The 22,872-nt window shown below is 52.9% G+C and carries 25 protein-coding genes; 2 read left to right on the top strand and 23 right to left on the bottom strand.

Features of this window, described 5'->3' with window-relative positions; genetic code table 11:
- Positions 1-29: 29 nt before the first annotated feature.
- From rplS to QZQ46_RS03860, 19 genes are all read right to left on the bottom strand, one after another.
- Complete coding sequence (gene rplS, locus QZQ46_RS03950) at positions 30-371, bottom strand: 50S ribosomal protein L19 (RefSeq protein WP_296827026.1); 342 nt, start codon at positions 369-371, stop codon at positions 30-32.
- A 187-nt stretch (positions 372-558) separates the two neighbouring features.
- Positions 559-1,119: a hypothetical protein gene (locus QZQ46_RS03945; RefSeq protein WP_296827023.1), complete on the bottom strand. Its 561-nt coding sequence runs from the start codon at positions 1,117-1,119 to the stop codon at positions 559-561.
- 134 nt (positions 1,120-1,253) lie between these two features.
- On the bottom strand, positions 1,254-3,302 hold the full coding sequence (gene glyS, locus QZQ46_RS03940) for a glycine--tRNA ligase subunit beta (protein ID WP_296827021.1): 2,049 nt from the start codon (positions 3,300-3,302) through the stop codon (positions 1,254-1,256).
- 1 nt (position 3,303) lies between these two features.
- The gene (gene glyQ, locus QZQ46_RS03935; RefSeq protein WP_296827019.1) at positions 3,304-4,182 is read right to left on the bottom strand and encodes a glycine--tRNA ligase subunit alpha; all 879 of its coding nucleotides are present in this window, start codon (positions 4,180-4,182) and stop codon (positions 3,304-3,306) included.
- Between the two features lie 360 nt (positions 4,183-4,542).
- Positions 4,543-4,965 (bottom strand): F0F1 ATP synthase subunit epsilon, encoded by a 423-nt coding sequence (locus tag QZQ46_RS03930; protein ID WP_296827017.1) that lies wholly within the window; start codon positions 4,963-4,965, stop codon positions 4,543-4,545.
- A 3-nt stretch (positions 4,966-4,968) separates the two neighbouring features.
- Positions 4,969-6,387, bottom strand: a complete 1,419-nt coding sequence (gene atpD, locus QZQ46_RS03925) for a F0F1 ATP synthase subunit beta (RefSeq protein ID WP_296827015.1) — start codon at positions 6,385-6,387, stop codon at positions 4,969-4,971.
- Between the two features lie 58 nt (positions 6,388-6,445).
- Complete coding sequence (gene atpG / locus QZQ46_RS03920; RefSeq protein ID WP_296827013.1) at positions 6,446-7,309, bottom strand: ATP synthase F1 subunit gamma; 864 nt, start codon at positions 7,307-7,309, stop codon at positions 6,446-6,448.
- Positions 7,310-7,312: 3 nt separating this feature from the next.
- A complete protein-coding gene (gene atpA / locus QZQ46_RS03915) occupies positions 7,313-8,848 on the bottom strand; it encodes a F0F1 ATP synthase subunit alpha (RefSeq protein ID WP_296827011.1) in 1,536 nt (511 codons plus the stop codon).
- Positions 8,848-9,414 carry a F0F1 ATP synthase subunit delta gene (locus QZQ46_RS03910; RefSeq protein WP_296827010.1) on the bottom strand — a complete coding sequence of 189 codons (567 nt, stop codon included), beginning with the start codon at positions 9,412-9,414 and terminating at the stop codon, positions 8,848-8,850. Before QZQ46_RS03910 ends, atpA begins: the two co-directional genes overlap by 1 nt.
- A 4-nt stretch (positions 9,415-9,418) precedes the next feature.
- Positions 9,419-9,916 carry a F0F1 ATP synthase subunit B gene (gene atpF / locus QZQ46_RS03905; protein WP_296827008.1) on the bottom strand — a complete coding sequence of 166 codons (498 nt, stop codon included), beginning with the start codon at positions 9,914-9,916 and terminating at the stop codon, positions 9,419-9,421.
- 39 nt (positions 9,917-9,955) lie between these two features.
- Entirely contained in the window at positions 9,956-10,213 is a 258-nt protein-coding gene (gene atpE, locus QZQ46_RS03900; RefSeq protein ID WP_044503966.1) for a F0F1 ATP synthase subunit C, read from the bottom strand.
- Positions 10,214-10,279: 66 nt separating this feature from the next.
- Positions 10,280-10,951: a F0F1 ATP synthase subunit A gene (gene atpB, locus QZQ46_RS03895; protein WP_256179560.1), complete on the bottom strand. Its 672-nt coding sequence runs from the start codon at positions 10,949-10,951 to the stop codon at positions 10,280-10,282.
- A 19-nt stretch (positions 10,952-10,970) separates the two neighbouring features.
- Positions 10,971-11,339 (bottom strand): ATP synthase subunit I, encoded by a 369-nt coding sequence (locus QZQ46_RS03890; RefSeq protein ID WP_296827006.1) that lies wholly within the window; start codon positions 11,337-11,339, stop codon positions 10,971-10,973.
- Between the two features lie 21 nt (positions 11,340-11,360).
- On the bottom strand, positions 11,361-11,636 hold the full coding sequence (locus tag QZQ46_RS03885) for an AtpZ/AtpI family protein (RefSeq protein WP_296827004.1): 276 nt from the start codon (positions 11,634-11,636) through the stop codon (positions 11,361-11,363).
- 183 nt (positions 11,637-11,819) lie between these two features.
- Entirely contained in the window at positions 11,820-12,965 is a 1,146-nt protein-coding gene (gene wecB, locus QZQ46_RS03880) for a non-hydrolyzing UDP-N-acetylglucosamine 2-epimerase (RefSeq protein ID WP_296827002.1), read from the bottom strand.
- Between the two features lie 40 nt (positions 12,966-13,005).
- On the bottom strand, positions 13,006-14,043 hold the full coding sequence (locus QZQ46_RS03875) for a glycosyltransferase family 4 protein (RefSeq protein ID WP_296827000.1): 1,038 nt from the start codon (positions 14,041-14,043) through the stop codon (positions 13,006-13,008).
- Positions 14,044-14,073: 30 nt separating this feature from the next.
- Positions 14,074-15,432, bottom strand: a complete 1,359-nt coding sequence (locus tag QZQ46_RS03870; protein ID WP_296826998.1) for a PFL family protein — start codon at positions 15,430-15,432, stop codon at positions 14,074-14,076.
- Positions 15,433-15,443: 11 nt separating this feature from the next.
- Positions 15,444-15,716: an ACT domain-containing protein gene (locus tag QZQ46_RS03865; protein ID WP_062412024.1), complete on the bottom strand. Its 273-nt coding sequence runs from the start codon at positions 15,714-15,716 to the stop codon at positions 15,444-15,446.
- A gap of 130 nt (positions 15,717-15,846) precedes the next feature.
- A complete protein-coding gene (locus QZQ46_RS03860) occupies positions 15,847-17,484 on the bottom strand; it encodes a phosphoglucomutase (protein ID WP_296826994.1) in 1,638 nt (545 codons plus the stop codon).
- 202 nt (positions 17,485-17,686) lie between these two features.
- Here QZQ46_RS03860 and QZQ46_RS03855 point away from each other — a divergent pair, with 202 nt between their 5' ends.
- A complete protein-coding gene (locus QZQ46_RS03855; RefSeq protein ID WP_296826993.1) occupies positions 17,687-18,442 on the top strand; it encodes an exodeoxyribonuclease III in 756 nt (251 codons plus the stop codon).
- A 76-nt stretch (positions 18,443-18,518) separates the two neighbouring features.
- Here QZQ46_RS03855 and QZQ46_RS03850 read toward each other — a convergent pair whose 3' ends face one another.
- From QZQ46_RS03850 to QZQ46_RS03835, 4 genes are all read right to left on the bottom strand, one after another.
- Positions 18,519-20,420, bottom strand: coding sequence for a glutamine synthetase (locus tag QZQ46_RS03850; protein ID WP_296826991.1), 1,902 nt, complete (start codon positions 20,418-20,420; stop codon positions 18,519-18,521).
- A 161-nt stretch (positions 20,421-20,581) separates the two neighbouring features.
- Positions 20,582-21,031, bottom strand: a complete 450-nt coding sequence (locus QZQ46_RS03845) for a GatB/YqeY domain-containing protein (protein WP_296826989.1) — start codon at positions 21,029-21,031, stop codon at positions 20,582-20,584.
- Positions 21,032-21,056: 25 nt separating this feature from the next.
- Positions 21,057-21,236, bottom strand: a complete 180-nt coding sequence (rpsU, locus tag QZQ46_RS03840; RefSeq protein ID WP_020311403.1) for a 30S ribosomal protein S21 — start codon at positions 21,234-21,236, stop codon at positions 21,057-21,059.
- 243 nt (positions 21,237-21,479) lie between these two features.
- Positions 21,480-21,716, bottom strand: coding sequence for a hypothetical protein (locus QZQ46_RS03835; protein ID WP_296826986.1), 237 nt, complete (start codon positions 21,714-21,716; stop codon positions 21,480-21,482).
- A gap of 145 nt (positions 21,717-21,861) precedes the next feature.
- Here QZQ46_RS03835 and QZQ46_RS03830 point away from each other — a divergent pair, with 145 nt between their 5' ends.
- Positions 21,862-22,785 carry an AraC family transcriptional regulator gene (locus QZQ46_RS03830; RefSeq protein WP_296826984.1) on the top strand — a complete coding sequence of 308 codons (924 nt, stop codon included), beginning with the start codon at positions 21,862-21,864 and terminating at the stop codon, positions 22,783-22,785.
- Positions 22,786-22,872: the final 87 nt, after the last annotated feature.

The following is a 22,872-nucleotide window of genomic DNA, read 5'->3' as shown; positions in this document are numbered from 1 at the left end:
ACCTTTTTCCAAGTGTTCTTGCCAATAGCTTATCGGCGTTCGCGGATACGGGCAGCTTTGCCGGTAAGACCGCGGAGGTAATTCAGTTTTGCACGGCGAACGATACCGTGGCGAACGACTTCGATTTTAGCCAGGCGCGGCGAGTGTACCAAGAAAGTACGTTCAACACCGACACCATAGGAAATACGGCGGACAGTGAAAGTTTCGCGGACACCGCCGTTCTGACGGCCGATAACGACACCTTCAAAAATCTGGATACGTTCACGATTGCCTTCGACAACCTTTACGTGAACTTTGACAGTATCACCAGGGCGAAATGCCGGGATATCGTCACGAAGCTGTTCCTGTTCAAGTACGCTGATAATGTTCATTGCTCTTTTTCCTCCTAATAAGACATTCTTACCCCGTTGCCGCCATGGTACGCGGCAATCGTCATATGATACCGATCATATCGGGCAGCGGACTGCCTAAAATAACAAGGGAATTATATCATAAAAAATCCCTTGTGTAAAGCCTTTTTTCTCGCAAATCGCCAAAAAACAAACTGACCCTTAGGGCCTACATCTGTACGTTAGGCAGGAAGGTGCGGGACATGTGGGAGATGATGGCCTGGTACTTATCGCGCTTATCCGTCGGATAGGTTACGGTAAAGGCCACATAGGTCTTATTCTTGTCGTTGATGTAAAGTTCGTGATAGTAAGACGTCTTGCCGTCAGTCCAGCCGATGGCATAGCTGTCTTTGGTCTTGATGTTGGTCGTCAGTTCCGGTGATTCGTTCATGCCGACAGCCATGTTGTACAATTCGTCGATGGAAAAGTTCATGGTATTCTTAGCGGCATAGGTCCGGAACACGGCATCATCCTTGGAGTCCTGGAAATAAGCTCCGTCCCCGTCAACAGTCATATCGGCTGTCGTCGCGCTGCGCGGGATGTCGACGGCATACTGATAGTTACTGTTGTAATACTGGTAATAGTTCTTGTCCTTAGTCGTCATGACCTGGACGACGTCATAGCTATCGGTATTGGCACTCTTGATGCTGACTTTTTCAGCAGCCAATGCCGTAGAGCCTGCGATACAGGTCAGGGCAGCGACTAAGAGGGCAACGTTCTTTAATTTCATGGATATCACTCCTTTATTTTCTTGTGCGATAGAGCTTTGAAAAGAGGGCTTTCAAAAATAAACAACAGATGCAGGCGGGCTGCATCTGTTATCTATTATACCATATTCAAAATTCGCTGTACAAGAAAGGCAGCTTACGATAATTTCTTGATATCACCGATAGGCTGAATGAGGCTGTAGGTCAAGGCCAGAAGGTGGAGCCGGTTTTCCTTGACGGCTTCATCTTTATGCATGACCAGGACGTTGTCCAGGAATTCATTGATGACGGCAATGCCTTCAGACAAGGTATCGGCTACGCTCTGATAGTCATAGACGGCGTACTGCTGCGGCAAGTTTACCTGCATGGCCTGGCAGGCGCTGTAGAGGGCCCGTTCTTCGTCGGTTTCAAAGAGGTCGGGATCGACGTCGATGTCGTCGGCGCCTTTGATCATGTTGCTGACACGAGTGAAGGCCTGGAGAAGATCCGTCTTGCTCATGATGTCGGCATCGATGAGGGCCTGAGCGCGGCGGGCAGCTTCATTGGCGTTGAGGGTGTCAGAACTGAGGACGCAGTCGATGATGTGATAATCCATGCCCTTATCCTGAAAGATATTCTTCAGGCGCAGGGTAAAGTAATCGTCGAGCTGACCCATGACCGTCGCGGCATCTTCACCGGTAACGCCGAGGAGGTTCAGGATGAAGGCGAAGACTTCGTGGCAGTTGATATTCCAGCCGGCATCCATGACGATGTTCAAGATACCGATGGTCTGACGGCGCAGGGCAAAGGGGTCCTGAGAGCCCGTCGGGATGAAGTCGCGGCTGAACATGCCCGTAATGGTGTCGAATTTGTCGGCAATGCCGAGGATTCGGCCCATGTCGGTAGCCGGCAGTTCGTCGCCGGCAAAGCGCGGCTGATACTGTTCGTTGATAGCTTCGGCAACGCCTTCGTCTTCACCGTCGATGAGGGCATATTCCTTGCCCATGACGCCTTGGAGTTCCGTAAATTCCATGACCATCTGAGTGGCCAGGTCGGCCTTTGCCAGTTCCGAGGCCCGCCGGAGTTTTGCGTCATCGAGACCGAGGTCGAGTTTCTGATTGAGGAATACCGTAATCTGTGCCAGGCGCTGAGCCTTGTCGTGGAGCGTGCCGAGGCCGTCCTGGAAGACGATCTTCTTCAATTTTTCCGTGTAATCGACTAATTTATGTTTCTTATCTTCTTCAAAGAAAAACTTGGCGTCGTCGAGACGAGCCCGCAGGACGCGTTCGTTGCCGTGCTGGACCGTTTCCAAGTGGTAGTCGTTGCCGTTGCGGACGGTCAGGAAGAGGTTCATGAGCTTGCCTTCCCCATCGCGCATGGGGAAATAACGCTGGTGGTCCTTCATAGGCGTAATGATGGCCGCTTCAGGCAGCTTCAGATAGTCTTCATCAAATTCACCGCACAGAGCCGTCGGATATTCGACGAGGTAGACGACTTCTTCGAGAAGGTCTTCGTCCATGATGACCGTCCCGCCCTTTTCGTCAGCCAGTTTCTGGAGGCCGTCGAGGATGAGCTGGCGGCGCTTTTCCGGGTCGACGATGAGGAAGTGTTCTTCGCAGACGGCTTCATAGGAGGCCGGATTTTCAATGGTAAAGTCGCCGGTGCCGAGGAAGCGGTGGCCGCGGCTGACCTTGCCAGACTGAACGTTGGCCAGTTCAAAAGGAATGACTTCCGTATCGAAGAGGGCGACGAACCAGCGGATCGGACGGACGAAGTGGAAGTCGAGACTCCCCCAGTGCATGCTCTTCGGGAAGTTAAGACCCGTTACGATGCCCTTCATGATATCCGGCAGAAGGCCCTTTGTTTCAGCGCCGACGCTGGTGACGTTGGCGTAGACGTAGCCGTCTTCAACGGTCAAATCGGCGACGTCAATTTTCTGACCGCGGGCAAAACCCATGGCAGCCTTGGTCGGTTTGCCTTCGCCGTCATAGGCGATGGAGACCGACGGTCCCTTGTGCTTAGCTGATACGTCGGCCTGCTTTTCAGCAACGCCTTTCATCAACAGGGCGATGCGGCGCGGCGTGCCCAAGGTGCGGACCGATTCATAGGCGATATTCGCTTCGCCAAACGATGTTTCCGCCAAGTCTTTGACCTGACGAAGGATACTCGGCATATAATGAGCCGGGATTTCTTCCGTGCCGATTTCAAGTAACAAATCTTTGCTCATCTTATTTTTCCTCCTTGGCAAGCATTGGGAATCCTAATTTTTCACGCTGTTCCAGGTACGCTTTAGCGCAGGCCCGGGCCATGTTGCGGACGCGGCCGATAAAGGCGGCACGTTCGCTGACGCTGATGGCGCCGCGGGCATCGAGGAGGTTGAACGTGTGCGAGCATTTCAATACGTAGTCGTAGGCCGGAAGGACGAAGCCGGCTTTGATGACCCGCATGGCTTCTTTTTCATATTCATCGAAGAGGTGGAACAAGAGGTCGGCGTTGCTCAGCTCAAAGGCATACGTCGACTGTTCGACTTCATTCTGATGGAAGATGTCGCCGTACGTCGCCGTTTCGTTCCACTGCAGATCGTAGACGTTTTCTACACCCTGGATGTACATAGCCAACCGTTCCATGCCGTATGTGATTTCCGACGATACGGGAGCGACGTCGATGCCGCCGACCTGCTGGAAGTAAGTAAACTGCGTAACTTCCATGCCGTCGAGCCAGACTTCCCAGCCAAGGCCCCAGGCGCCGAGGGTCGGCGATTCCCAGTTGTCTTCGACGAAGCGGATGTCGTGTTCAGCCGGGTTGATGCCCAGCGTTTCCAAGCTCTTCAAATAGAGTTCCTGAATGTTGTCCGGCGACGGTTTGCAGATGACCTGGAACTGATGGTGCTGATAGAGACGGTTCGGGTTGTCGCCATAGCGGCCGTCAGCCGGACGGCGCGACGGTTCGACGTAGGCTACGTGCCACGGTTCCGGGCCGAGCGTTCTCAGGAACGTCGCCGGGTTCATGGTCCCTGCCCCTTTTTCTACATCATACGGTTCGTAAATGATACAGCCCTGAGAAGACCAGAAGTTCTTCAATGCGAATATCATGTCTTGAAAATTCATCGTATTCCCTCCTACATGCAAAAAAGTCCCTGTAACATAGATAGTATGTTACAGGGACGAGTATACGTACCCGCGGTTCCACCCTGATTGGTCCAAAAGACCCGCTTGATTGATCGGCCATACACATCGAATGACTTCCGGCCGCGGCCTTCAGAGCGCCTTCCGCATCGGCAGCCGGCTCACACTGTCCCGGCCTCGCTGATAAGATACGTACTTGTTCTCTTGCATCGCCTATGTAATTGTACGTCCCTTATCATAGCAAACTTAAGGGTAAAAGTCAATTCTTTCTGCGAAACAAAAAAGGATTGTCGCTAAAGGCATAAAACCTTTAGGAGACAATCCTTTTCACTCTGGTACCAGCTATTGCTTGCCGTATTTCTGGGCTACGTCGATGCGGCGCAAAGCGCGCTGCAGGGACGCTTGGGCCCGGGTTTCATCGAGGTCGGCAGCGTGTTTGGCCAACAGGGCTTCGGCACGCTTTTCCGACTCGATAGCCCGGTCGATGTCGATATCTTCCGGCTTTTCCGAAGCCGGCGTAATGACGGTAACCGTATTGCCGTGGACTTCGAGGAAGCCTCCGGCGACGGTAACGCAGTCGCGCGTTCCGTCCTTATCGTAGTACAAGGGCCAAATCGACAGAGACGCGATGAGCGGCGCATGGTTGGGCATGATACCCAAATCGCCGTCCAAGGCGCGGACGAGGACGAAGTCCACGTCTTCATAGAGTACGGCAGCATCGGGCGTTATGACTTCCAAATGGAGGGTCTTTCCTGCTTCTGCCATGGACTATTCCCCTTTCAGCGTCTTAGCCTTTTCATAAGCTTCTTCGATATTGCCGACCATGTAGAATGCCTGTTCAGGCATGTCGTCACATTTACCGGACAAGATTTCTTTGAAGCCTTCAATCGTTTCTTTCAGCGGTACATAGCGGCCTTCCTGACCGGTAAACTGTTCAGCAACAGCGAAAGGCTGGCTGAGGAAACGCTGTACTTTACGGGCACGGGCAACGGTCAGCTTATCTTCTTCTGACAGTTCGTCGATGCCCAGGATGGCGATGATATCCTGCAGGTCGTTGTACTTCTGGAGGATTTCCTGTACGGCACGGGCCGTATTGTAATGGTCGTCGCCGATGATGTTCGGGTCGAGGATACGAGACGTAGAATCCAAAGGATCGACGGCCGGGTAAATACCGAGTTCGGCGATCTGACGGGACAGAACCGTCGTCGCATCGAGGTGGGCGAAGGTAGCAGCCGGAGCCGGGTCGGTAAGGTCGTCGGCAGGAACGTAAACGGCCTGAACCGACGTAATGGAACCGTCTTTCGTCGACGTAATGCGTTCCTGAAGGGCGCCGACGTCCGTACCGAGGGTCGGCTGGTAACCGACGGCCGACGGGATACGGCCGAGCAGAGCCGATACTTCGGAACCTGCCTGAATGAAACGGAAGATGTTGTCGATGAACAACAGAACGTCCTTGTGTTCTTTATCGCGGAAGTATTCGGCCATGGTAAGACCGGTCAGGCCGACGCGCATACGAGCTCCTGGCGGTTCGTTCATCTGACCGTAGACGAGAGCCGTCTTGTCGATAACGCCGGATTCCTTCATTTCATTCCAAAGGTCATTGCCTTCACGGGTACGTTCACCGACGCCGGTGAAGACGGAGTAACCGCCGTGGCCCGTAGCAACGTTGTGAATCAATTCCATGATGAGGACGGTTTTGCCGACGCCGGCACCGCCGAAGAGACCGATTTTACCGCCCTTAGCATAGGGGCAGATGAGGTCGACGACTTTAATCCCCGTTTCAAAGATTTCTGTTTCCGTCGCCTGGTTTTCGAATTTCGGAACCGGACGATGGATCGGCCAGTAATCATCGGCTTCGACTTTCGCGTCGACCTTATCGACGGTATTGCCGAGGACGTTGAAGATACGGCCTAAAACGCCTTTGCCGACAGGGACCTTGATCGGGTCGCCGGTGTTTTCGGCTGCCATGCCGCGGACGAGGCCATCTGTGGAGTCCATGGAAACGCAGCGGACGACGTCGTCACCCAAGTGCTGCATGGCTTCTACAATGAGGTCGATCTTTTGGTCGCCTTCACCGCCCGTGATGTGAATGGCGTTGTAGATGGCCGGCAGGTCTGCTTCGGAAGCAAACCGCACGTCGACGACCGGGCCGATGACCTGGACTACTTTCCCAATTTTATTGCTCATGAAGAGGTTCTCCTCTCTTTCAAGAATTGTAACAGCAGCGCGTGACGAGAATCACGTCTTATTTCAAGGCGTTGGCGCCACTTACGATTTCCGTCAGTTCGTTGGTAATACCAGCCTGGCGGACTTTATTGTAGGTAACAGTCAGTTTTTCAATCAGCTCACCGGCGTTGTCCGTAGCCGACGTCATGGCCGTCATGCGGGCACCGAGTTCACTGGCAGCCGACTGAAGGAGGCTGTTGTAAACAAACAGATCTAAATACTGAGGCAGCAGGGAATTGAGAACATGGGCCGCGTTGGGAGCATACAAGTATTCTTCCATCAGGGCGTGGTCTCCCCCCTGTTCGTCCTCTTCGATGGGAAGCATCTTTACGATTTTCGCTTCCTGGGACAAGGCCGTTTTGAAGTGCGTATAGATGACATAGACTTCATCGACTTCGCCGTCGAGGAACTTCTGCGTCGCCAAGTGGGCGATTTCCTGGGCGTTGATCAGCTGCGGCTTATCCGAAAAACCGGACCATTTTTCGTCCGGCGTAATGCGCAGATGCTTTAAGTACTCTGCCGGTTTGCGGCCGGAGACGAAAAGGACCGACGCACTGCGCGGCTTATCCTTTAAGACGGATACCATGGTCTTGTTGATGTTGGCATTGAAAGCCCCGGCCAGGCCCTTGTCGGCGCCGATGATGATATAGCACGTCTTCTTGACGTCATCACGGGACTGGAACAAGGGATTCCCGGAATCGGGGGATGCCGCCGACAAGCGGCGCAGCATGCCTTCCATTTTTTCGGTATACGGGGCCGTAGCCAGCGCCCGTTCCTGTGCACGGCGCAGTCGCACGGAAGAGACCATCTTCATGGCCTTGGTGATCTGCTGAGTATTAGTAACGGATTTAATCCGTCGATTTATTTCGCGTGCACTCGGCATAACTTATTCCTCCTCTTTGACCAGTTCGTGAGAAGTACCGTACTGCTTGAGGTATTCTGCAATGGCTTTTTTGAGGGTTTCTTCCGCTTCTTTGCCGAGTTCCTTCGTCGATTTGATGCTTTCGCCGACTTCCGGATAGTTACTGTGCATGAATTTAATGAAGCCGTCGGCAAATTCAGCAACTTCATCGACCTGGACAGGCATCAGGTAGTTCTTAACGGCCAAGTAAATCTGCATGACCTGATCTTCAACGGCCATCGGTTTATACTGCGGCTGAATGAGGAGCTGCATCGTCCGTTCGCCGGCGTCGATCTGAGCTTTCGTGTTCTTATCGAGGTCGGACCCGAACTGGGCAAAAGCTGCCAATTCGCGGTACTGAGCAAGATTCAGGCGCAGCGTACCGGCAATGCTCTTCATGGCTTTAATCTGAGCCGAGCCGCCGACACGGGATACGGAGAGACCGACGTTGATAGCCGGGCGGATACCGGAGTTGAAGGCTTCCGTTTCGAGGAAGATCTGACCGTCGGTAATGGAAATGACGTTGGTCGGAATGTAAGCCGACAAGTCACCGGCCAAGGTTTCAATGATCGGCAGAGCCGTAATCGAGCCGCCGCCCAATTCATCAGACAATTTGGCAGCGCGTTCGAGAAGACGGGAGTGTAAGTAGAATACGTCACCCGGGTAAGCTTCACGTCCTGGCGGACGGCGGAGAAGCAAACTCATGGCGCGGTATGCCTGAGCGTGTTTGGACAAATCGTCATAGACACAGAGGCAGTCTTTCCCTTGGAGCATGAAGTATTCAGCGATGGATACGCCGGAATACGGAGCCAGGTACTGGAGCGGAGCCCCATCGGAAGCCGTAGCGGCGACGACGATGGTATAGGCCATAGCGCCGTGTTCTTCCAAGGTACGGACAACGCGGGCAACGGTCGACGATTTCTGACCGATGGCTACGTAGACGCAGATGACGCCTGTGTCCTTCTGATTCAAAATGGTATCGATGGCAATGGCCGTCTTGCCCGTGCCGCGGTCGCCGATGATGAGCTCACGCTGGCCACGGCCGATCGGAACCATGGAGTCGATAGCTTTAAGCCCCGTCTGGAGCGGCACCTTGACCGGCTGACGGTCGGCAATGCCGTAGGCCTTGACTTCGATAAGACGAGATTCCGTCGTCTTGATTTCCCCTTTGCCGTCAATAGCCATCCCTAAGGGATTGACGACGCGGCCGACCATGTTTTCGCCGACAGGGACACGCATAACGCGGCCCGTACGGCGGACGGTGTCGCCTTCTTTGATGAGGGCGTCATCGCCGAGCAATACGGCACCGACGTTATCTTCTTCCAAGTTCAGGGCCATGCCGTAAACGCCGTGCGGCAGTTCCAGCAATTCCCCGGACATGGCTTTTTCCAAACCGTACACATGGGCAATGCCGTCCCCGACTTCCAAGACGGTGCCGACGTCGTCGACGTTCATTTCCACGTTATAATCTTCGATTTGTTTTTTGATTATAGCCGTAATTTCTTCTGGCTTCATATTCATTATTCGTCCGTCACCCCATTCGTCGCGTCAGCCTGGAGCAGGCTATTCTGCATATCCTGCAGATGCCGCTTGAGGCTGCCGTCTATTAATTTGTCGCCAATTTGGATGACCATACCGCCGATAAGCGACGGATCGACGTAGTACAGCGGTTCGATCTGCTGACCCGTCATGGCTTCCAGGCTGGCTACGAGCTTGGTCTGTTCTTTTTTGGAAAGCGGTTTGACGACGTGGATCTTGGCCACTTCGATGTTCTGAGCCTTGCGGGCCAAATCGATAAACCCGTCGATACCCAAAAGCAGAGCCGCTTCACGGCGCCGGTCGATCATGACGTACATGAACTGCATGACGATCGGCGACACGCTGTCTCCAAAAATCTTTTTAAGTGTGTCCTTTTTGGACTGCTGCGGTACGAGGGGATGATTCAGGAATTTCCACAAATCGGGGTTTTCCTGGAACGTATCCCGTACGCTTTTTAATTCTGTTCCGAACTCGGTAAGCTTCTTTTGTTCGCTGGCAATGTCAAACATAGCCTGGCTGTATTTGCTGTAGATCGTTTCGGGTATCATAGGATCAGTTCCCCTTTACGCGCTGCGTTTGGATCTGGTCAATGCAGTCGGCTACGAGTTTTGCGTTCATATCGTCATCGATATTTTTCTTGAGCAGTTTTTCTGCCACAGCCATCGACAGTGTCACTACTTCCTTACGCATTTCTCGAATAGCCGCTTCCCGTTCATTCGCAATTTCCGTCTGGGCAATCTGTTTTTCCCGGGCGATCTGATCGCGAATGGCTTCGAGCTGGGCCTGTGCTTCTTTATTGGCCTGCTTTACAGCTTTATCGACGATTTCCTGCGCTTCTGCACGGGCATCGCGGATCTGAGCTTCATAATCGGCTTTCATCTTTTCAGCCGTTTCCTTGGCTTTCGCTGCGTCGCTGAGATCGGAGGCAATCTTATTGCGGCGGTCTTCCAGGACTTTGAGCAGCGGTTTGTAAGCGAACTTCGCCAAAATAGCAACTAAGACGAAGAAGTTGATAAACTGGAACAGCAAGGTACCATTAATACTAACCAATGTACTTCCCTCCCCGGCTGTATAGTAGAATCATTCAGATTAAAGCAGGCTGACGAACGGATTGGCGAATACCAATACGATGGAGATAACAGCTGCGATAATCGGCATGGATTCGATCAGGCCGATGGAGATAAGCATGTTGACCAAGAGTTTGCCGCCCATTTCAGGCTGACGAGCCGTACCTTCGAGCATCTTCGATGCGGCATGACCGTCACCGATAGCAGCGCCGAGAGCTGCCAAACCAATACCTAAGCATGCACCAAAAGCGGACAATGCCAATACGATAGCTTTTTCCATAATAAATAACCTCCTAGTTTCTGTGAATAAGATGAAAATTTCAATGTAAAACAGTATCCGGCACGATTAGTCGTCTGCAAAAGACGGAGCCAGATAAGACGTGGTCAGGATTGTAAAGATAAATGCCTGAATGAGACCGATGACCAAGCTGAATACCAGCCAGATGATCGGAATACCGATAGGCACGAGGAAGTACAGGACTTCCAACAAAATTTCCCCGGCCAGGATATTGCCAAATAGACGGAAGGCCAACGTTAACGGTTTGGTAATTTCTTCCATCAGATTGATGATAACAAATGGCGCGAAGGGTTTAAAGAAACTCTTGAAATGTTTTTTGAACCCCTGGTTCTTCAAGGCCATGAAGTGGACCATAAAAGAAGATACCAGTGCCAGGGCGACAGTCGTATTCAAGTCATTCGTCGGCGAAGCCAGGATTTCCGGGTTCGGAATCATGCCCAATTCGTTGGCGAAGAGGATGAATAGGAACATGGTCAATAAGACCGATACGACTTGGCCGTATTTCGGTCCCAACGTTTCCCTGAACTGATCGAGGAGGGATTCGATGACCATTTCCATGGCATTTTGCAGGCCCGACGGCACGAGGGAACGTCCCCTTGTGGCAGAGACTGTGACAATGATAACCAGTGCTGCGACGAGCCAGGTCATCATCAGCGTATCCAGGTTGACATTCAAGCCCAGAAGCTGAACGACCACATGATGCCCTGCATGTAATTCCATACGCAATACCTCCTTTCCTTTACCGTCTGAAGCGTGCGGTCAACACATCTGCAAAGATCAGGACGCGGTACGAAAAGATACCGGCCACGGCAGCTCCCAGGGAAATAGACGGGAACTGCAGGATAACGATGACGGCCAGGCAGACGAAAATCAGCCGGAACACGGCACCGCCGCGGATGAATGCCGCCGCCTGCTCTGGCGGCAATTTCAAGGCCCGTACCGAACGGCTGCTGAGCATGAAAAAATACACGATGTTCAAGCCGCTGCCGATACACCAGCCACTTATGTACTGCCACCAGCCGCCCAGTAAGAGCACGGCCGTGACGATACATGTAAAACCAATGAGTTTGCAAATTGTTGCCTTCACATAGGCGTAAAAAGCTTCCATAGACTCCATCCTCCGCGTTTCTCACCGGCGCGATTGCTGATTCCGGCGGGATTCGTCCCGTTCATAGGACAGGGCTTTTTTATAAAGCGTCCAAAACCCGGAAACGGCGCCGATAAGCGAAAACAGTATCAAGCCCCACGGCGATGTACCCGTGTAGACATCGATAAAGCGGCCGATGGCGACGCCGACGCAGATGCAGACAAAAAGCGACAGTCCGAGAGATGCGGCGATGGCAACCATATCCAGGAGCCTCATGGAAGTCCCTTTGTCACTGTGAGAACTATTATTTCGTCTCATAGCACACACACACTCCTGCTCAGGCGATAGCAGTCTTTCCTCAATCGCAGCAGACATAGAAAACCTGCGTTCAGCCGCGATTATTGCTTATTTTAGCACGGAAAAACGGGAAAATCAACACAAATTGAAAGAAAAAACGAGTACATAGCTAAAAGCTATTCTCAATATAATCAACCACTATTTTCAGCGGATGAAGTCGTCAGGAACGGCTTCTTTACCGGCAAAAACGTGGAGGATGGCTTCGACGATACGCCGCGATGCCTGGCCGTCACCATAGGGATTGACGGCGTTGCTCATGGCTTCGTAAGCAGCCTTGTCCGTAAGGAGGCGCTTCGTTTCTTCATAGACGACGTCCTTATGCGTCCCGATGAGGCGGACCGTACCGGCTTCAACGGCTTCCGGCCGTTCTGTCGTGTTGCGCAGGACCAGGACCGGTTTTCCAAGAGACGGAGCTTCTTCCTGAATGCCGCCGGAATCGGTCAGCACCAGAGAGCTGAGGCTCATGAGGTTGGCAAAGGGTTCATATTCCATGGGATCGATGAGATGGATCCGATCGATGCCGGACAGCTCATCTTCGACGACCTTGCGAACCTTGGGATTGCGGTGGACGGGAAAGACGATTTCCGTATCGGGAATTTCTTCGATGATGCGGCGCAGGGCCTTATAGATATGGCGCATGGGCTCGCCCAGATTTTCCCGGCGGTGGGTCGTCAAGAGGATGACCCGATGGTTCTTGAAGTCCACCGATTTCAATTGGTCGCCGAAGTCATAGTCTCCGGCAACGGTCGTCATCAAGGCATCGATGACCGTATTGCCCGTTACATATATATGAGACGGATCTACATTTTCACGGACGAGATTGGCCCGAGCCGTCGAGGTCGGCGCAAAATGGATGGCTGCCATGGCACCGGTCAGCTTGCGGTTCATCTCTTCCGGGAAGGGCGAGTAGATGTCCCCTGTCCGCAGGCCGGCTTCGACGTGGCCTACGGGAATCTGCTGGTAATAAGAAGCCAGGGCGCCGGCAAAGGTCGTCGTCGTATCACCGTGAACGAGGACCAAGTCGGGTTTTTCCTTGGCCAGGACATCTTTCAGGCCCATGAGCGATTTTGTCGTAATATCGTATAAGGTCTGGCCCTTGGCCATAATGTCCAGGTCGTAGTCCGGCGTAATGCGGAAGAGTTCCAAGACCTGGTCGAGCATCTGCCGATGCTGGGCCGTGACGGCAACGACCGTCTGAATGCTGTCGGCATGTTTCTGTAGTTCCTTCACGACCGGTGCCATTTTAATCGCCTCCGGCCGCGTGCCGAATACAGTCATTACCTTTATCATAATAAAAATTCCTCCTTATATGACGAACCGATTCTCCCCGTCATGGTTTACGGGTCGAATCGGTCGTTGATTTACGCAGTATGCCAATGCGTTTTGCCGAGTAGATGATAACGGCAAGAACGACCAAGACAGTCACAATCCCCGTCTGATAGCTCACATTGGCTACGAAGAGGGCTACGATGCCTAGGATCATGCTGACAAAGTACATGATCAGTACGGCTTGCTTTTGTGTCATACCCAGGGCCAGGAGACGATGGTGCAGGTGACCCTTATCCGGCTGAAATATAGGAACGCCGCTCATCCGGCGACGGATGATGGCGAAGGTCGTATCGAGAATGGGAAGGCCTAAGGCGATGATGGGCACGACCAGCGCCACTGTCGCCGCCGTCTTGACCAGTCCGAGAACGGCTGAGACGGCCAGGGTATATCCGAGAAGCATGCTCCCGGTATCCCCCATGAAGATTTTGGCAGGATTGAAGTTATACTGCAAAAATCCCAGGGCTGCTCCGGCCATGGATACGATGATGAGGGCCGGCAGGAACTGATTGAGGTTCACGGCCAGGAGGAACATCGAAATCGACGCGATAAAGGCGACGCCGGCTGCCAGGCCGTCGAGGCCGTCGATGAGGTTCACCGTATTGGTGAAGCCGATGATCCAGAAAATCGTCACCGGAACGGCGATGATTTCCGGCAGGACCAGGATATCCCCGAAAGGATTGGTCAGCCATTCGATTTGAATGCCGAAGGCTACGGGAATACAGGCTGCGGCAATCTGGCCGACGAGCTTGACCCGGGCCGGAATGTTGCAGATATCATCCCAAATGCCGATGGCGACGATAGCCGTACAGCCCAGGAGCATCCCGATGAGTTCACGGTGCAGGGGCACGCAGAACAGAACGGCTGCCATAAAGCCGATATAGATTGCCAGTCCGCCGAGCCGCGGGATGACATGAGTATGTACCTTTCTTGCATTGGGCCTGTCCACGGCCCCGACCTTGATAGCTACCTTTTTGACGCCCGGCGTCAAGATGTAGGAAACGACCAAGGCAATGATAAAGGGTACAACATATTGGAGCACAACACACGCCTACTTTCCGTTAATCTATCATCAGTTGGTCAGACTGCGCATGGGCGCCGGAATGCGGCCGCCGCGGGCAATAAATTCATCTGACTTATATTTATTGACATTGATAATCGGGCAATGGCCGAGAAGGCCGCCAAACTCGACGTTGTCGCCGACGCCCTTCCCCGGTACGGGAATGACGCGGACCGCCGTCGTCTTGTTGTTGATCATGCCGATAGCCGCTTCATCGGCGATGATAGCCGAAATCGTCGATGCCGGCGTATCGCCGGGAATGGCAATCATATCGAGACCGACAGAGCAGACGCAGGTCATGGCTTCGAGCTTTTCAAGGCTCAGGCTGCCGCGGCCGACAGCTTCGAGCATCCCCTTGTCTTCGCTGACGGGAATGAAGGCGCCGGACAGACCGCCGACACGGGACGACGCCATGAGGCCGCCCTTCTTGACGGCGTCGTTTAAGAGCGCCAAAGCTGCCGTCGTACCGCAGGCACCGCAGCTTTCAAGGCCCATTTCTTCAAGGATCGAGGCCACGCTGTCACCGACTGCCGGCGTCGGAGCCAGGGACAAGTCGATGATGCCAAAAGGCATGTTGAGCCGCTTCGAAGCTTCCATAGCGACCAACTGGCCGACACGGGTGATCTTAAAGGCCGTCTTTTTAATCGTTTCGGAAACGACGTCAAAGGGCTGGCCCTTTACCTGTTCCAGAGCTACCTTTACGACGCCGGGGCCGCTGACGCCGACGCTGATGCAGGAATCGCCGTTGGTCACGCCGTGGAAGGCGCCGGCCATGAAGGGATTGTCTTCAACGGCATTGGAGAAGACGACCAATTTGGCACAGCCTAAGGCGTCCTGTTCCTTCGTCCGTTCGGCCAAATCCTTAAAGACCCGCCCCATTTCGGCGACGGCGTCCATGTTGATGCCGGCCTTGGTCGAGCCGACGGCGACAGAGCTGCAGACCAGGTCGGTCACAGCCAGGCTTTCAGCGATGGAGTCGATGAGGATTCGGTCGCCTTTACTCATGCCCCGTTCGACGAGGGCCGAAAAGCCGCCGATAAAGTTGATGCCGATCGTCTTAGCCGCCTTATCGAGGGTCCGGGCGATATCGACATAGCTCTTCATATCGCTGGCCCCGGCGACGAGGCTGATAGGCGTTACGGAAACGCGCTTATTGATGATGGGCACGCCGTATTCACGGGAAATGGCTTCCCCCGTTTCTACCAGGTGTTCCCCATAGCGCGTAATCTTATCGTAAATATTGTTGCACAAGGTCTTGCCGTCGCTGGCGCAGCAGTCGAGGAGACTGATGCCCATGGTAATCGTCCGGACGTCAAGGTTGTTCTTTTGAATCATCTGATTCGTTTCAAGTACGTCATGGATTGTCAGCATATTCCATCTCCTTAGCCCACACGATGCATGGCGTCAAAAATAGCCTGGTTCTGTGCTCTGATTTCGACGCCGAGGGCTTCGCCCTTCTGCTTGAGCAGATCCTGAAGGGTATCTAAGTCAATATCGGCAGAGTCCATATCGACAATCATGGCCATATTAAAAATGCCCTCTAAAATAACCTGATTAATGGTCAGTATATTTACCTTATGTTCCGCCATGATCTGGCTGACGGCGGCGATGATACCCGTACGGTCCACGCCGACCACCGTGATTACAACTTTCACAGCTGCCACCCCTTTGAGTTAGATTCTACGCTCCCCATTATAGCACAGGTAACGCAGTAAATGCCAATTTCTGCCTATGAAAAGGCCCGTGATACCCAAAATTGACAAATCGTTTCGCTTTAATAATTATTTATGCATCCAAGGCCTTGCTGATGAGGGCCTTGCCTTCTTCGAGAAGCTTTCCGGCCTGTTCTTCAGACACGAAGCTTTCGGCATAGAGCTTATACATATCTTCCGTTCCCGACGGGCGGGCTGCTACCCAGCCGTCATCGGTGGTAATCTTGACGCCGCCGATAGCCGAATCACCATAAGGCGAACGGGACAGGACGGCCGTAATGGGGCTGCCGCACAAGACTTTTTCGGTCACGTCTTTTTCCGTCAAAGAACTGATCTTGTCCTTTTCTTCGAGCGTTGCCGGTGCGTCGCTGCGCATGGTAAAAGGCCGGCCCAGTTCGTTGCAGAGGTCTTCATAGTAAGCCAGGGGCGATTTTCCCGTAACGGCGTAAATTTCCGCTGCCAAGAGGCACAGGATGATGCCGTCCTTGTCCGTCGTCCAGACGCTGCCGTCTTTGGCGATGAACGAGGCGCCGGCACTTTCTTCGCCGGAAAAAGCAATCTGTCCGCCTTCATAGAGGGGGCCGAAATACTTGAAGCCGACGGGCACTTCATAGAGGGGCACGCCGAGTTTTTTCGCTACCCGGGCCAGCATATCCGTCGTGACGACGGTTTTGGCGATGCCCAGACCATCGAAATGGCGGTGGGTCATGAGGTAGTGAGCGGCGACGGTCAAAAAGGCGTTGGCCGTAATCATACCGTCCGTGCCGCAGACGATGCCGAAGCGGTCATAATCCGGGTCGTTGGCCAAGATCAGGCGGTAGTCCGCTGCCTGACCGGTGACGGCCGACATAACATAAGCCGACGAGCAGTCCATGCGGACCTTGCCGTCGTGGTCATAATTCATAAAGGTGAACTGCGGGTCGTACGTATCGTTGACAAAATCCAGGTTCAGATGGTACCGTTCCGACAAGCGATGCCAGTAATTCATGCCTGAGCCGCCGAGAGCGTTGACCAAAATGGGAAGGCCGGCATCGCGGATGGCTTCCATGTCGATGATGGACGACAGTTCGGCGACGTATAACTCCTTATAATCATAAGGAACGGCAAAGTCGCTTTTAGCTGCTTCTTCATAAGGCATGGATTTGACCTCTGCATTGTGTCCGGCCAGGATGCGGTTGGCTTCGGCTTCGATGGCCTTGGTCATATCGGAGCCGGCAGGCCCCCCCGTCGTCGGATTGTACTTGATGCCGCCGTGTTCCGGCGGATTGTGGGACGGCGTTAAGATCAGGCCGTCAGCGAGGTTTTCTTTTCGATGGTCATTAAAACGCAGGATGGCCCGCGATACGGACGGCGTCGGAATGAAGTCGTCGTCGGCATCGATATAGGCCGTGACCTTGTTGGCGGCTAATACCGATAAGACCGTTTCAAAGGCCAATTTCGATAAATAGTGGGTATCGGCACCGACGAACAAGGGTCCGTCAGCTCCGAACTGACTGCGGAAATTGCAAACTGCCTGGGCAATGGCCGCTACGTGGTCTTCCGTAAAACTGCCGCTGCCGGCCTGGCCGCGGTGGCCCGACGTACCGAAACGAACCTGCTGATGAGGATCGGCTGCGTCAGGATGAATCGAATGATACGCCCTTGTCATGGCGTCCAAATCGATATAGTCTTCGGGTCTTACTTTTGTGCCTGCTGATTCATGTACTGCCATACTATCACCTGCTTCATTGTTTTGACAAGGATTCAACGATTTTATACAATAAGAAAGAGTGCTGCCAATACCCTTGCGGATACTGCCATCAAAGCATCTCATCGCGGCAATTCGTTTGTTCCCATTATAACAAAAATCGCATCATTATCCTAGATAAAAATGGCTCATCATCGAGGATATCTAAAAAAGAAAGGTGGTTTCTATGACAAAATTTATCTCCTGGAACGTCAACGGCCTGCGAGCCGTCATGAAAAAAGGCTTCTTAGATACCTTTAACGACCTCGACGCCGACCTCTTCTGCCTGCAGGAAACGAAGCTCCAAGAAGGCCAGATCGACATCGACCTGCCGGGCTACGAACAGTATTGGAACTATGCCGACCGCAAAGGCTACAGCGGCACGGCCATCTTCACCCGCATCAAGCCCTTGTCGGTCCGCTACGGCATGGATAAAGACGAACACGACCATGAAGGGCGATTGATCACCCTCGAATTCGACGATTACTTCTTCGTCACCTGCTACACCCCTAATTCGCAGAGCGAACTGGCCCGCTTGCCCTACCGCATGCAGTGGGAAGACGACTTCAAGGACTATCTCCTGACCCTCCATAAAGAAAAACCGGTCATCGTCTGCGGCGACCTCAACGTGGCCCATACGGAAATCGACCTCAAGAACCCCAAGACCAACCGCAAGAACGCCGGCTTCTCCGACGAAGAACGGCAGAAGATGACCGACCTTCTGGCCGCCGGCTTCACCGACACGTGGCGCTACTTCTACCCCGATACGGAAGGCGTCTATTCGTGGTGGAGCTATCGCTTCAGGGCCCGTCAAAACAATGCCGGATGGCGAATCGACTACTTCCTGACGACGACCGACCTCGACGACCGCCTGGAATCGGCGTCGATTTATACCGACATTCTCGGCAGCGACCACTGCCCCGTCGGCCTGACTATAAAATAAAACATATATAATAGCAAAAAACGAGCTGTCCCGCCAATGCGGAACAGCTCGTTTCGTTTAGGAAGGACGTCGGTCCTTAGAAAGCGTTGTAAGAATATTCGTAGTACATATCCGTGAGGAGGTCCATCTTGTCGCTCATTTCGACCATCAAATCAGAAGCCGTGTCATAGTCTTTGGCAGCCAAGGCTTCCTTGATCTTCGAGAAAATGGACAGGCTCTTTTCCGTATCGCGGCCCAATTCCGTACGCAAGGCGTTGATCTTGGTCCAGCGTTCGACTTCTAAGGCATTGCTGTCGCCGTCAGCATGGAGCTGTTTGGCAGCAATGACCTTGGAGAGGTTTTCCGGAATGAGACGGTACTGGAGTTCGAGAGCCCAGCGGTTGAGGGCGCCCAGTCTAAAGGATTCCATGAGGCGTTTCTGGAAGGCATCGCAGGCCAGGGTTTCTACTTTTTCCGGATGGAGATCGAGGGCCTTGAAGTTTTCCCATACCGTGCGCGGAGCTTTGCCGAACATGGCATCTCGTTCTTCACTGGTATAGGTTTCAAAGACATCGACTTCCGAGCGGTAAGCCCGGTCTTTTTCGAGGTAATCGGCATCTTCACCGGGCTTCTTGGACAATTCAGCCAACAATTCATCCGTCGTCTTGCCGCTGGCCATAGCGTACTTGATGCCGTCAAGGGCAGCCAGATAACCCATGGCAATGGCGATGTAGGTATTGGTGAAGGGGTTTGGCGAACGCAGTTCAAAACGCGTAGCCGCCGGGCTTGCGATATTGCGGATGAGGCCGATGAGGACCGAACGGTTACGGGTCTGGACGTCCGGACGATCGCCGCCAAGAGCCGTTACAATGCAGACCGGAGCTTCAAAGCCCGGTTTCAAGCGATTGAGAGAGTCCGTTGTAGCCGAGACGAAGGGATTCATGACTTCATAGTGCTTGAGCATGCCCATGATGGCGCCGTAGCCGACGACGGATAAGAAGTCGCGCTTCATGTCTTCCGGGTTGAAGAGGTTGACGAATTTGCCGTTCTTCATGATGGCGCCGATGCCGAAGTGGGTGTGTTCACCGGAGCCGGCAACGCCGTGAATCGGTTTTGCCTGGAAGGTAACTTCGAGGCCGTTTTCGCGGAATACTTCGCGGACGATGATACGGGCTGCAATTTCATTGTCTGCCGTCTGAACCGGGTCGTTGGCAAACTTCCAGTCGACTTCGAGCTGTTCGAGGACGAAGGTCAATTTACCGGAATCGTCGATCTGGGCTTTGACGCCGCCGACTTCCTTATGACCCATTTCCGGTTCGAGGCCGTATTTTTCCAGGCGTTCAACAGTCTGTTCAAGGGCCGTACGGACGACGCCGTGAGTCCGCTGCCAGTACTGTTCCTGCAGTTTCTGCGAAGCCGACAAGAGGCGGGTCGCTACGTCCTGGCTCGGCGTCTTGACCCAGAATTCCAATTCCGTCGCCGTCGTGAGGACAATCTTTTCGATGTCGTCGACATTGACCGACGTGCCGGGCAGGCCGTACTGCTTAATGAGGGCTAAGAGCTGGTCGCTTACATAGTCACAGGTATTGCGGAGGATCGACCGGGAGTCAATGAAGCCCGTAGCGTGACGCAGGAAGCTGGGAATACGGAGCGTGCCGACGGGTTTTCCCGTTTCCGGATCGATGTTGTCATCGTTGTAGTCGACAAACCAGTTGACAGCCGGGTCGGCTTTGATGTCGACACGGGCATTGGACAAGATGGCAATCCCCGGCAGTACAACGGACGAACCGTCGGTCTGGAAGGCCGTGGCATTGAAGAATTTATCGTAGTCATCGAAGAAGACACTGATAGGGATCTTTTCGTCCGTATCATTGCCTGCCAAATCGATCCCGACCAAGGACACAAATTTGATTTCCGGATGCTGTTCCAATAAAGCGAGCACCCCTTCTTTACCATACTGACCTGCCGGAATTACGTATACCAACTCATCTTTTGTCATTATGACTCCTCCTTTAGGTGAAAAAAAAGACTCCGATCCCGTTCTGGGATTCGGAGTCTTCCTTGACTCTTGTTTCATGATTTATTTTGTTTTCAAATCATGGTAAAATCATACAATCATTCAGTCTATTTGTCAATAGATTTTTAAGGAATCTATGGCAATCAACGATGTTGTAAAATTTCTCGAACAATCTGTGAAACAACTTTTCCATCAGCCCGTCCCTGCACTTTCGGCATGACGAGTTTCATGACAGCACCCATCTGCAGGCCTTCCTGGCCCCGGACGGCGTCTGTGACGATCTGGCGGACTTCATCTTCCGTAAGCTGTTTGGGCATGTACTTTTCCAGCACTGCCATTTCAGCCTTCGTTTCTTCGACTAAGTCGGCGCGGCCGGCTTTTTCGAATTCAGCTAATGACTCCCTGCGTTGTTTCATTTCTTTGGCAATGACGGCGCCGACACCGGCATCGTCGAGTTCGCAATGACCGCCGTCGATTTCCGCGTTGCGAATGGCCGAACGGACCATGCGAATGACGGACAACGCCGTTTTACCGGCTTCTTTGGCTTTCATTGCCTCTTTCATGTCCTGAAGAAGTTCGTTCTTAAGAGACATGGTATCACCCTTCTTACATTAACGATTATGCTCTGTACTTCCGTTTCCGTGCTGCTTCGGACTTTTTCTTTCTCCGTACACTCGGTTTTTCGTAGTGTTCACGTTTCCGAACTTCGGAAAGAACACCTGCCTTTTGGCAAGAACGTTTGAAACGGCGAAGAGCGCTGTCCAACGTTTCGTTTTTACCAACTCTGATTTCTGCCATCTGTTATCCCTCCCTCCAAGGTATGATAGGGAGTGCTGTTACTGCACACAATGAAATTATACTCAGATTATGGCTGTTTGTCAATAACTTCTGAGGTTCTGATATGACTTATCATAAATTCATCAATGCCCATAAAGGCGTCTTTTATCAGACCTCACTCCAAGTCGGTTAAAACTATACGCTGTGCTAGGTGTTTCTTTACACAATACATTCATCCGTTACTAAACGCATATACCTTTGATCTTAAAGACAGGCACCGACCATGAAGTTGACGAAAGCGAAATAATCCCGCGTATCGGCCACATGGATCTCTATCCGCCGTCCCTTCGCCGTTTCGCCTTTTATAAAGGCCAGTGCCCGGTCATCGTCTTTGAGACTGCAAAAGGCATCGTCCTTCCGCAGCAGGACCTTTCCGCAGCTTGCGGCGACGAGGGCCGCAAATTTTTCCATATTGGGAATAAAGTAAAATCGTAGTACCATACTGACTGCACCTCCCTGACGGTTCTCCTTGAGAGTCATCGTTTAATCGTCTTCTTAATTATAAGGATACCGTCATATCCCACTTGATACAACGCCGATTTAGCCGTATACTATAACAAAACAGCCAAATAAGGAGGTATGCCTCATGCTGTCACAGGATTGCGCCATCCACGTCAACGGCCTGTCCCAAGAACTGAAGCCCCATGGGAATACGGCCTTTCCCTGTGCCGGCTACGCCGTCCACTACCGGAAAGACCAGGGGGACAACGTCGCCTGGCACTGGCACGACGAACTGGAAATCATCTATATTGCCGAAGGGCAAATGACGGCCAAGATCCCCTCTAAAACCTTTTTGTTGAAAAAAGGCGATATCTTGGTCATCAACGGCAACACCCTTCACTACGCCATAGCCGATCCCGAATGCGATCTGCGCTCCTTCGTTTTCAGCCCGTCCCTGGTCACCGGAGCCGAGGATTCGGCCTTAGCCGCCAAATACATCCGCCCCCTACTCTCCTGCCCCGCCTTTTCAGCCTTTTACAGCGACGGTGAACAAGACCATGCCCTAGCCGAGCTCTTTCAAAAAGCCTTTACGGCCATGGCTTCCGACGAATACGGCTTTGAATTTGCCGTCCGGGAACAATTGTCGAAGATCTGCCTCTATCTCCACCGAGCCCTGCGTCTCGATACAGAGCCTCAGTACGGGCCGAAAAGCCTTGACACACAGCGCATCAAGCAGATGCTGGCCTACATCCACGGCCACTTCAAAGAACCGCTCACAGTCCGCGCCATTGCAAAAGAAGCCGCCATCAGCGACCGGGAATGCCTGCGCTGCTTTCAAAAGACGATTCAGCTGTCACCCATCCAATACGTTTTGAAATACCGGGTCATGCAGGGCGCAGAAGAACTCTTGAACGACCATACGAAAAGCATTGCAGAAATCGCAGCTGACTGCGGCTTTGACAGTCAGAGCCACTTCGCCAAGACCTTTAAGCGTTTTTACACCCATACGCCGCGGGAATATCGAAACCGCTGCTCAAACCGCCCGGAAGGGAAACCTTCGACACTCTAACAGCCTGCTGAAGCCGATAATTTCACAGACACAATCAAAACCACCAGTTTAACTGGTGGTTTGCTCAGGCCCTATAAGGGCCTATCT

This window comes from uncultured Megasphaera sp., assembly GCF_900539295.1.
Classification (GTDB): domain Bacteria; phylum Bacillota; class Negativicutes; order Veillonellales; family Megasphaeraceae; genus Megasphaera.
This window is presented reverse-complemented; position numbering and strand designations above follow the sequence as displayed.

Bases quoted from the DNA above. Each gene is read 5' to 3' on its own strand.
- atpA (WP_296827011.1), bottom strand. From the start codon at position 8,848: ATGAATATGAAGCCAGAAGAAATTACGGCTATAATCAAAAAACAAATC.
- QZQ46_RS03835 (WP_296826986.1), bottom strand. From the start codon at position 21,716: ATGGTACTACGATTTTACTTTATTCCCAATATGGAAAAATTTGCGGCC.
- QZQ46_RS03870 (WP_296826998.1), bottom strand. From the start codon at position 15,432: ATGCTGACAATCCATGACGTACTTGAAACGAATCAGATGATTCAAAAG.
- rplS (WP_296827026.1), bottom strand. From the start codon at position 371: ATGAACATTATCAGCGTACTTGAACAGGAACAGCTTCGTGACGATATC.
- QZQ46_RS03850 (WP_296826991.1), bottom strand. From the start codon at position 20,420: ATGACAAAAGATGAGTTGGTATACGTAATTCCGGCAGGTCAGTATGGT.
- atpB (WP_256179560.1), bottom strand. From the start codon at position 10,951: ATGGAATTACATGCAGGGCATCATGTGGTCGTTCAGCTTCTGGGCTTG.
- atpE (WP_044503966.1), bottom strand. From the start codon at position 10,213: ATGGAAAAAGCTATCGTATTGGCATTGTCCGCTTTTGGTGCATGCTTA.
- wecB (WP_296827002.1), bottom strand. From the start codon at position 12,965: ATGATAAAGGTAATGACTGTATTCGGCACGCGGCCGGAGGCGATTAAA.
- QZQ46_RS03890 (WP_296827006.1), bottom strand. From the start codon at position 11,339: ATGGAAGCTTTTTACGCCTATGTGAAGGCAACAATTTGCAAACTCATT.
- QZQ46_RS03945 (WP_296827023.1), bottom strand. From the start codon at position 1,119: ATGAAATTAAAGAACGTTGCCCTCTTAGTCGCTGCCCTGACCTGTATC.
- QZQ46_RS03845 (WP_296826989.1), bottom strand. From the start codon at position 21,031: ATGTCTCTTAAGAACGAACTTCTTCAGGACATGAAAGAGGCAATGAAA.
- glyQ (WP_296827019.1), bottom strand. From the start codon at position 4,182: ATGAATTTTCAAGACATGATATTCGCATTGAAGAACTTCTGGTCTTCT.
- QZQ46_RS03885 (WP_296827004.1), bottom strand. From the start codon at position 11,636: ATGAGACGAAATAATAGTTCTCACAGTGACAAAGGGACTTCCATGAGG.
- QZQ46_RS03830 (WP_296826984.1), top strand. From the start codon at position 21,862: ATGCTGTCACAGGATTGCGCCATCCACGTCAACGGCCTGTCCCAAGAA.
- QZQ46_RS03910 (WP_296827010.1), bottom strand. From the start codon at position 9,414: ATGATACCCGAAACGATCTACAGCAAATACAGCCAGGCTATGTTTGAC.
- atpD (WP_296827015.1), bottom strand. From the start codon at position 6,387: ATGAGCAATAAAATTGGGAAAGTAGTCCAGGTCATCGGCCCGGTCGTC.
- rpsU (WP_020311403.1), bottom strand. From the start codon at position 21,236: ATGGCAGAAATCAGAGTTGGTAAAAACGAAACGTTGGACAGCGCTCTT.
- atpG (WP_296827013.1), bottom strand. From the start codon at position 7,309: ATGCCGAGTGCACGCGAAATAAATCGACGGATTAAATCCGTTACTAAT.
- glyS (WP_296827021.1), bottom strand. From the start codon at position 3,302: ATGAGCAAAGATTTGTTACTTGAAATCGGCACGGAAGAAATCCCGGCT.
- QZQ46_RS03930 (WP_296827017.1), bottom strand. From the start codon at position 4,965: ATGGCAGAAGCAGGAAAGACCCTCCATTTGGAAGTCATAACGCCCGAT.
- QZQ46_RS03855 (WP_296826993.1), top strand. From the start codon at position 17,687: ATGACAAAATTTATCTCCTGGAACGTCAACGGCCTGCGAGCCGTCATG.
- QZQ46_RS03860 (WP_296826994.1), bottom strand. From the start codon at position 17,484: ATGGCAGTACATGAATCAGCAGGCACAAAAGTAAGACCCGAAGACTAT.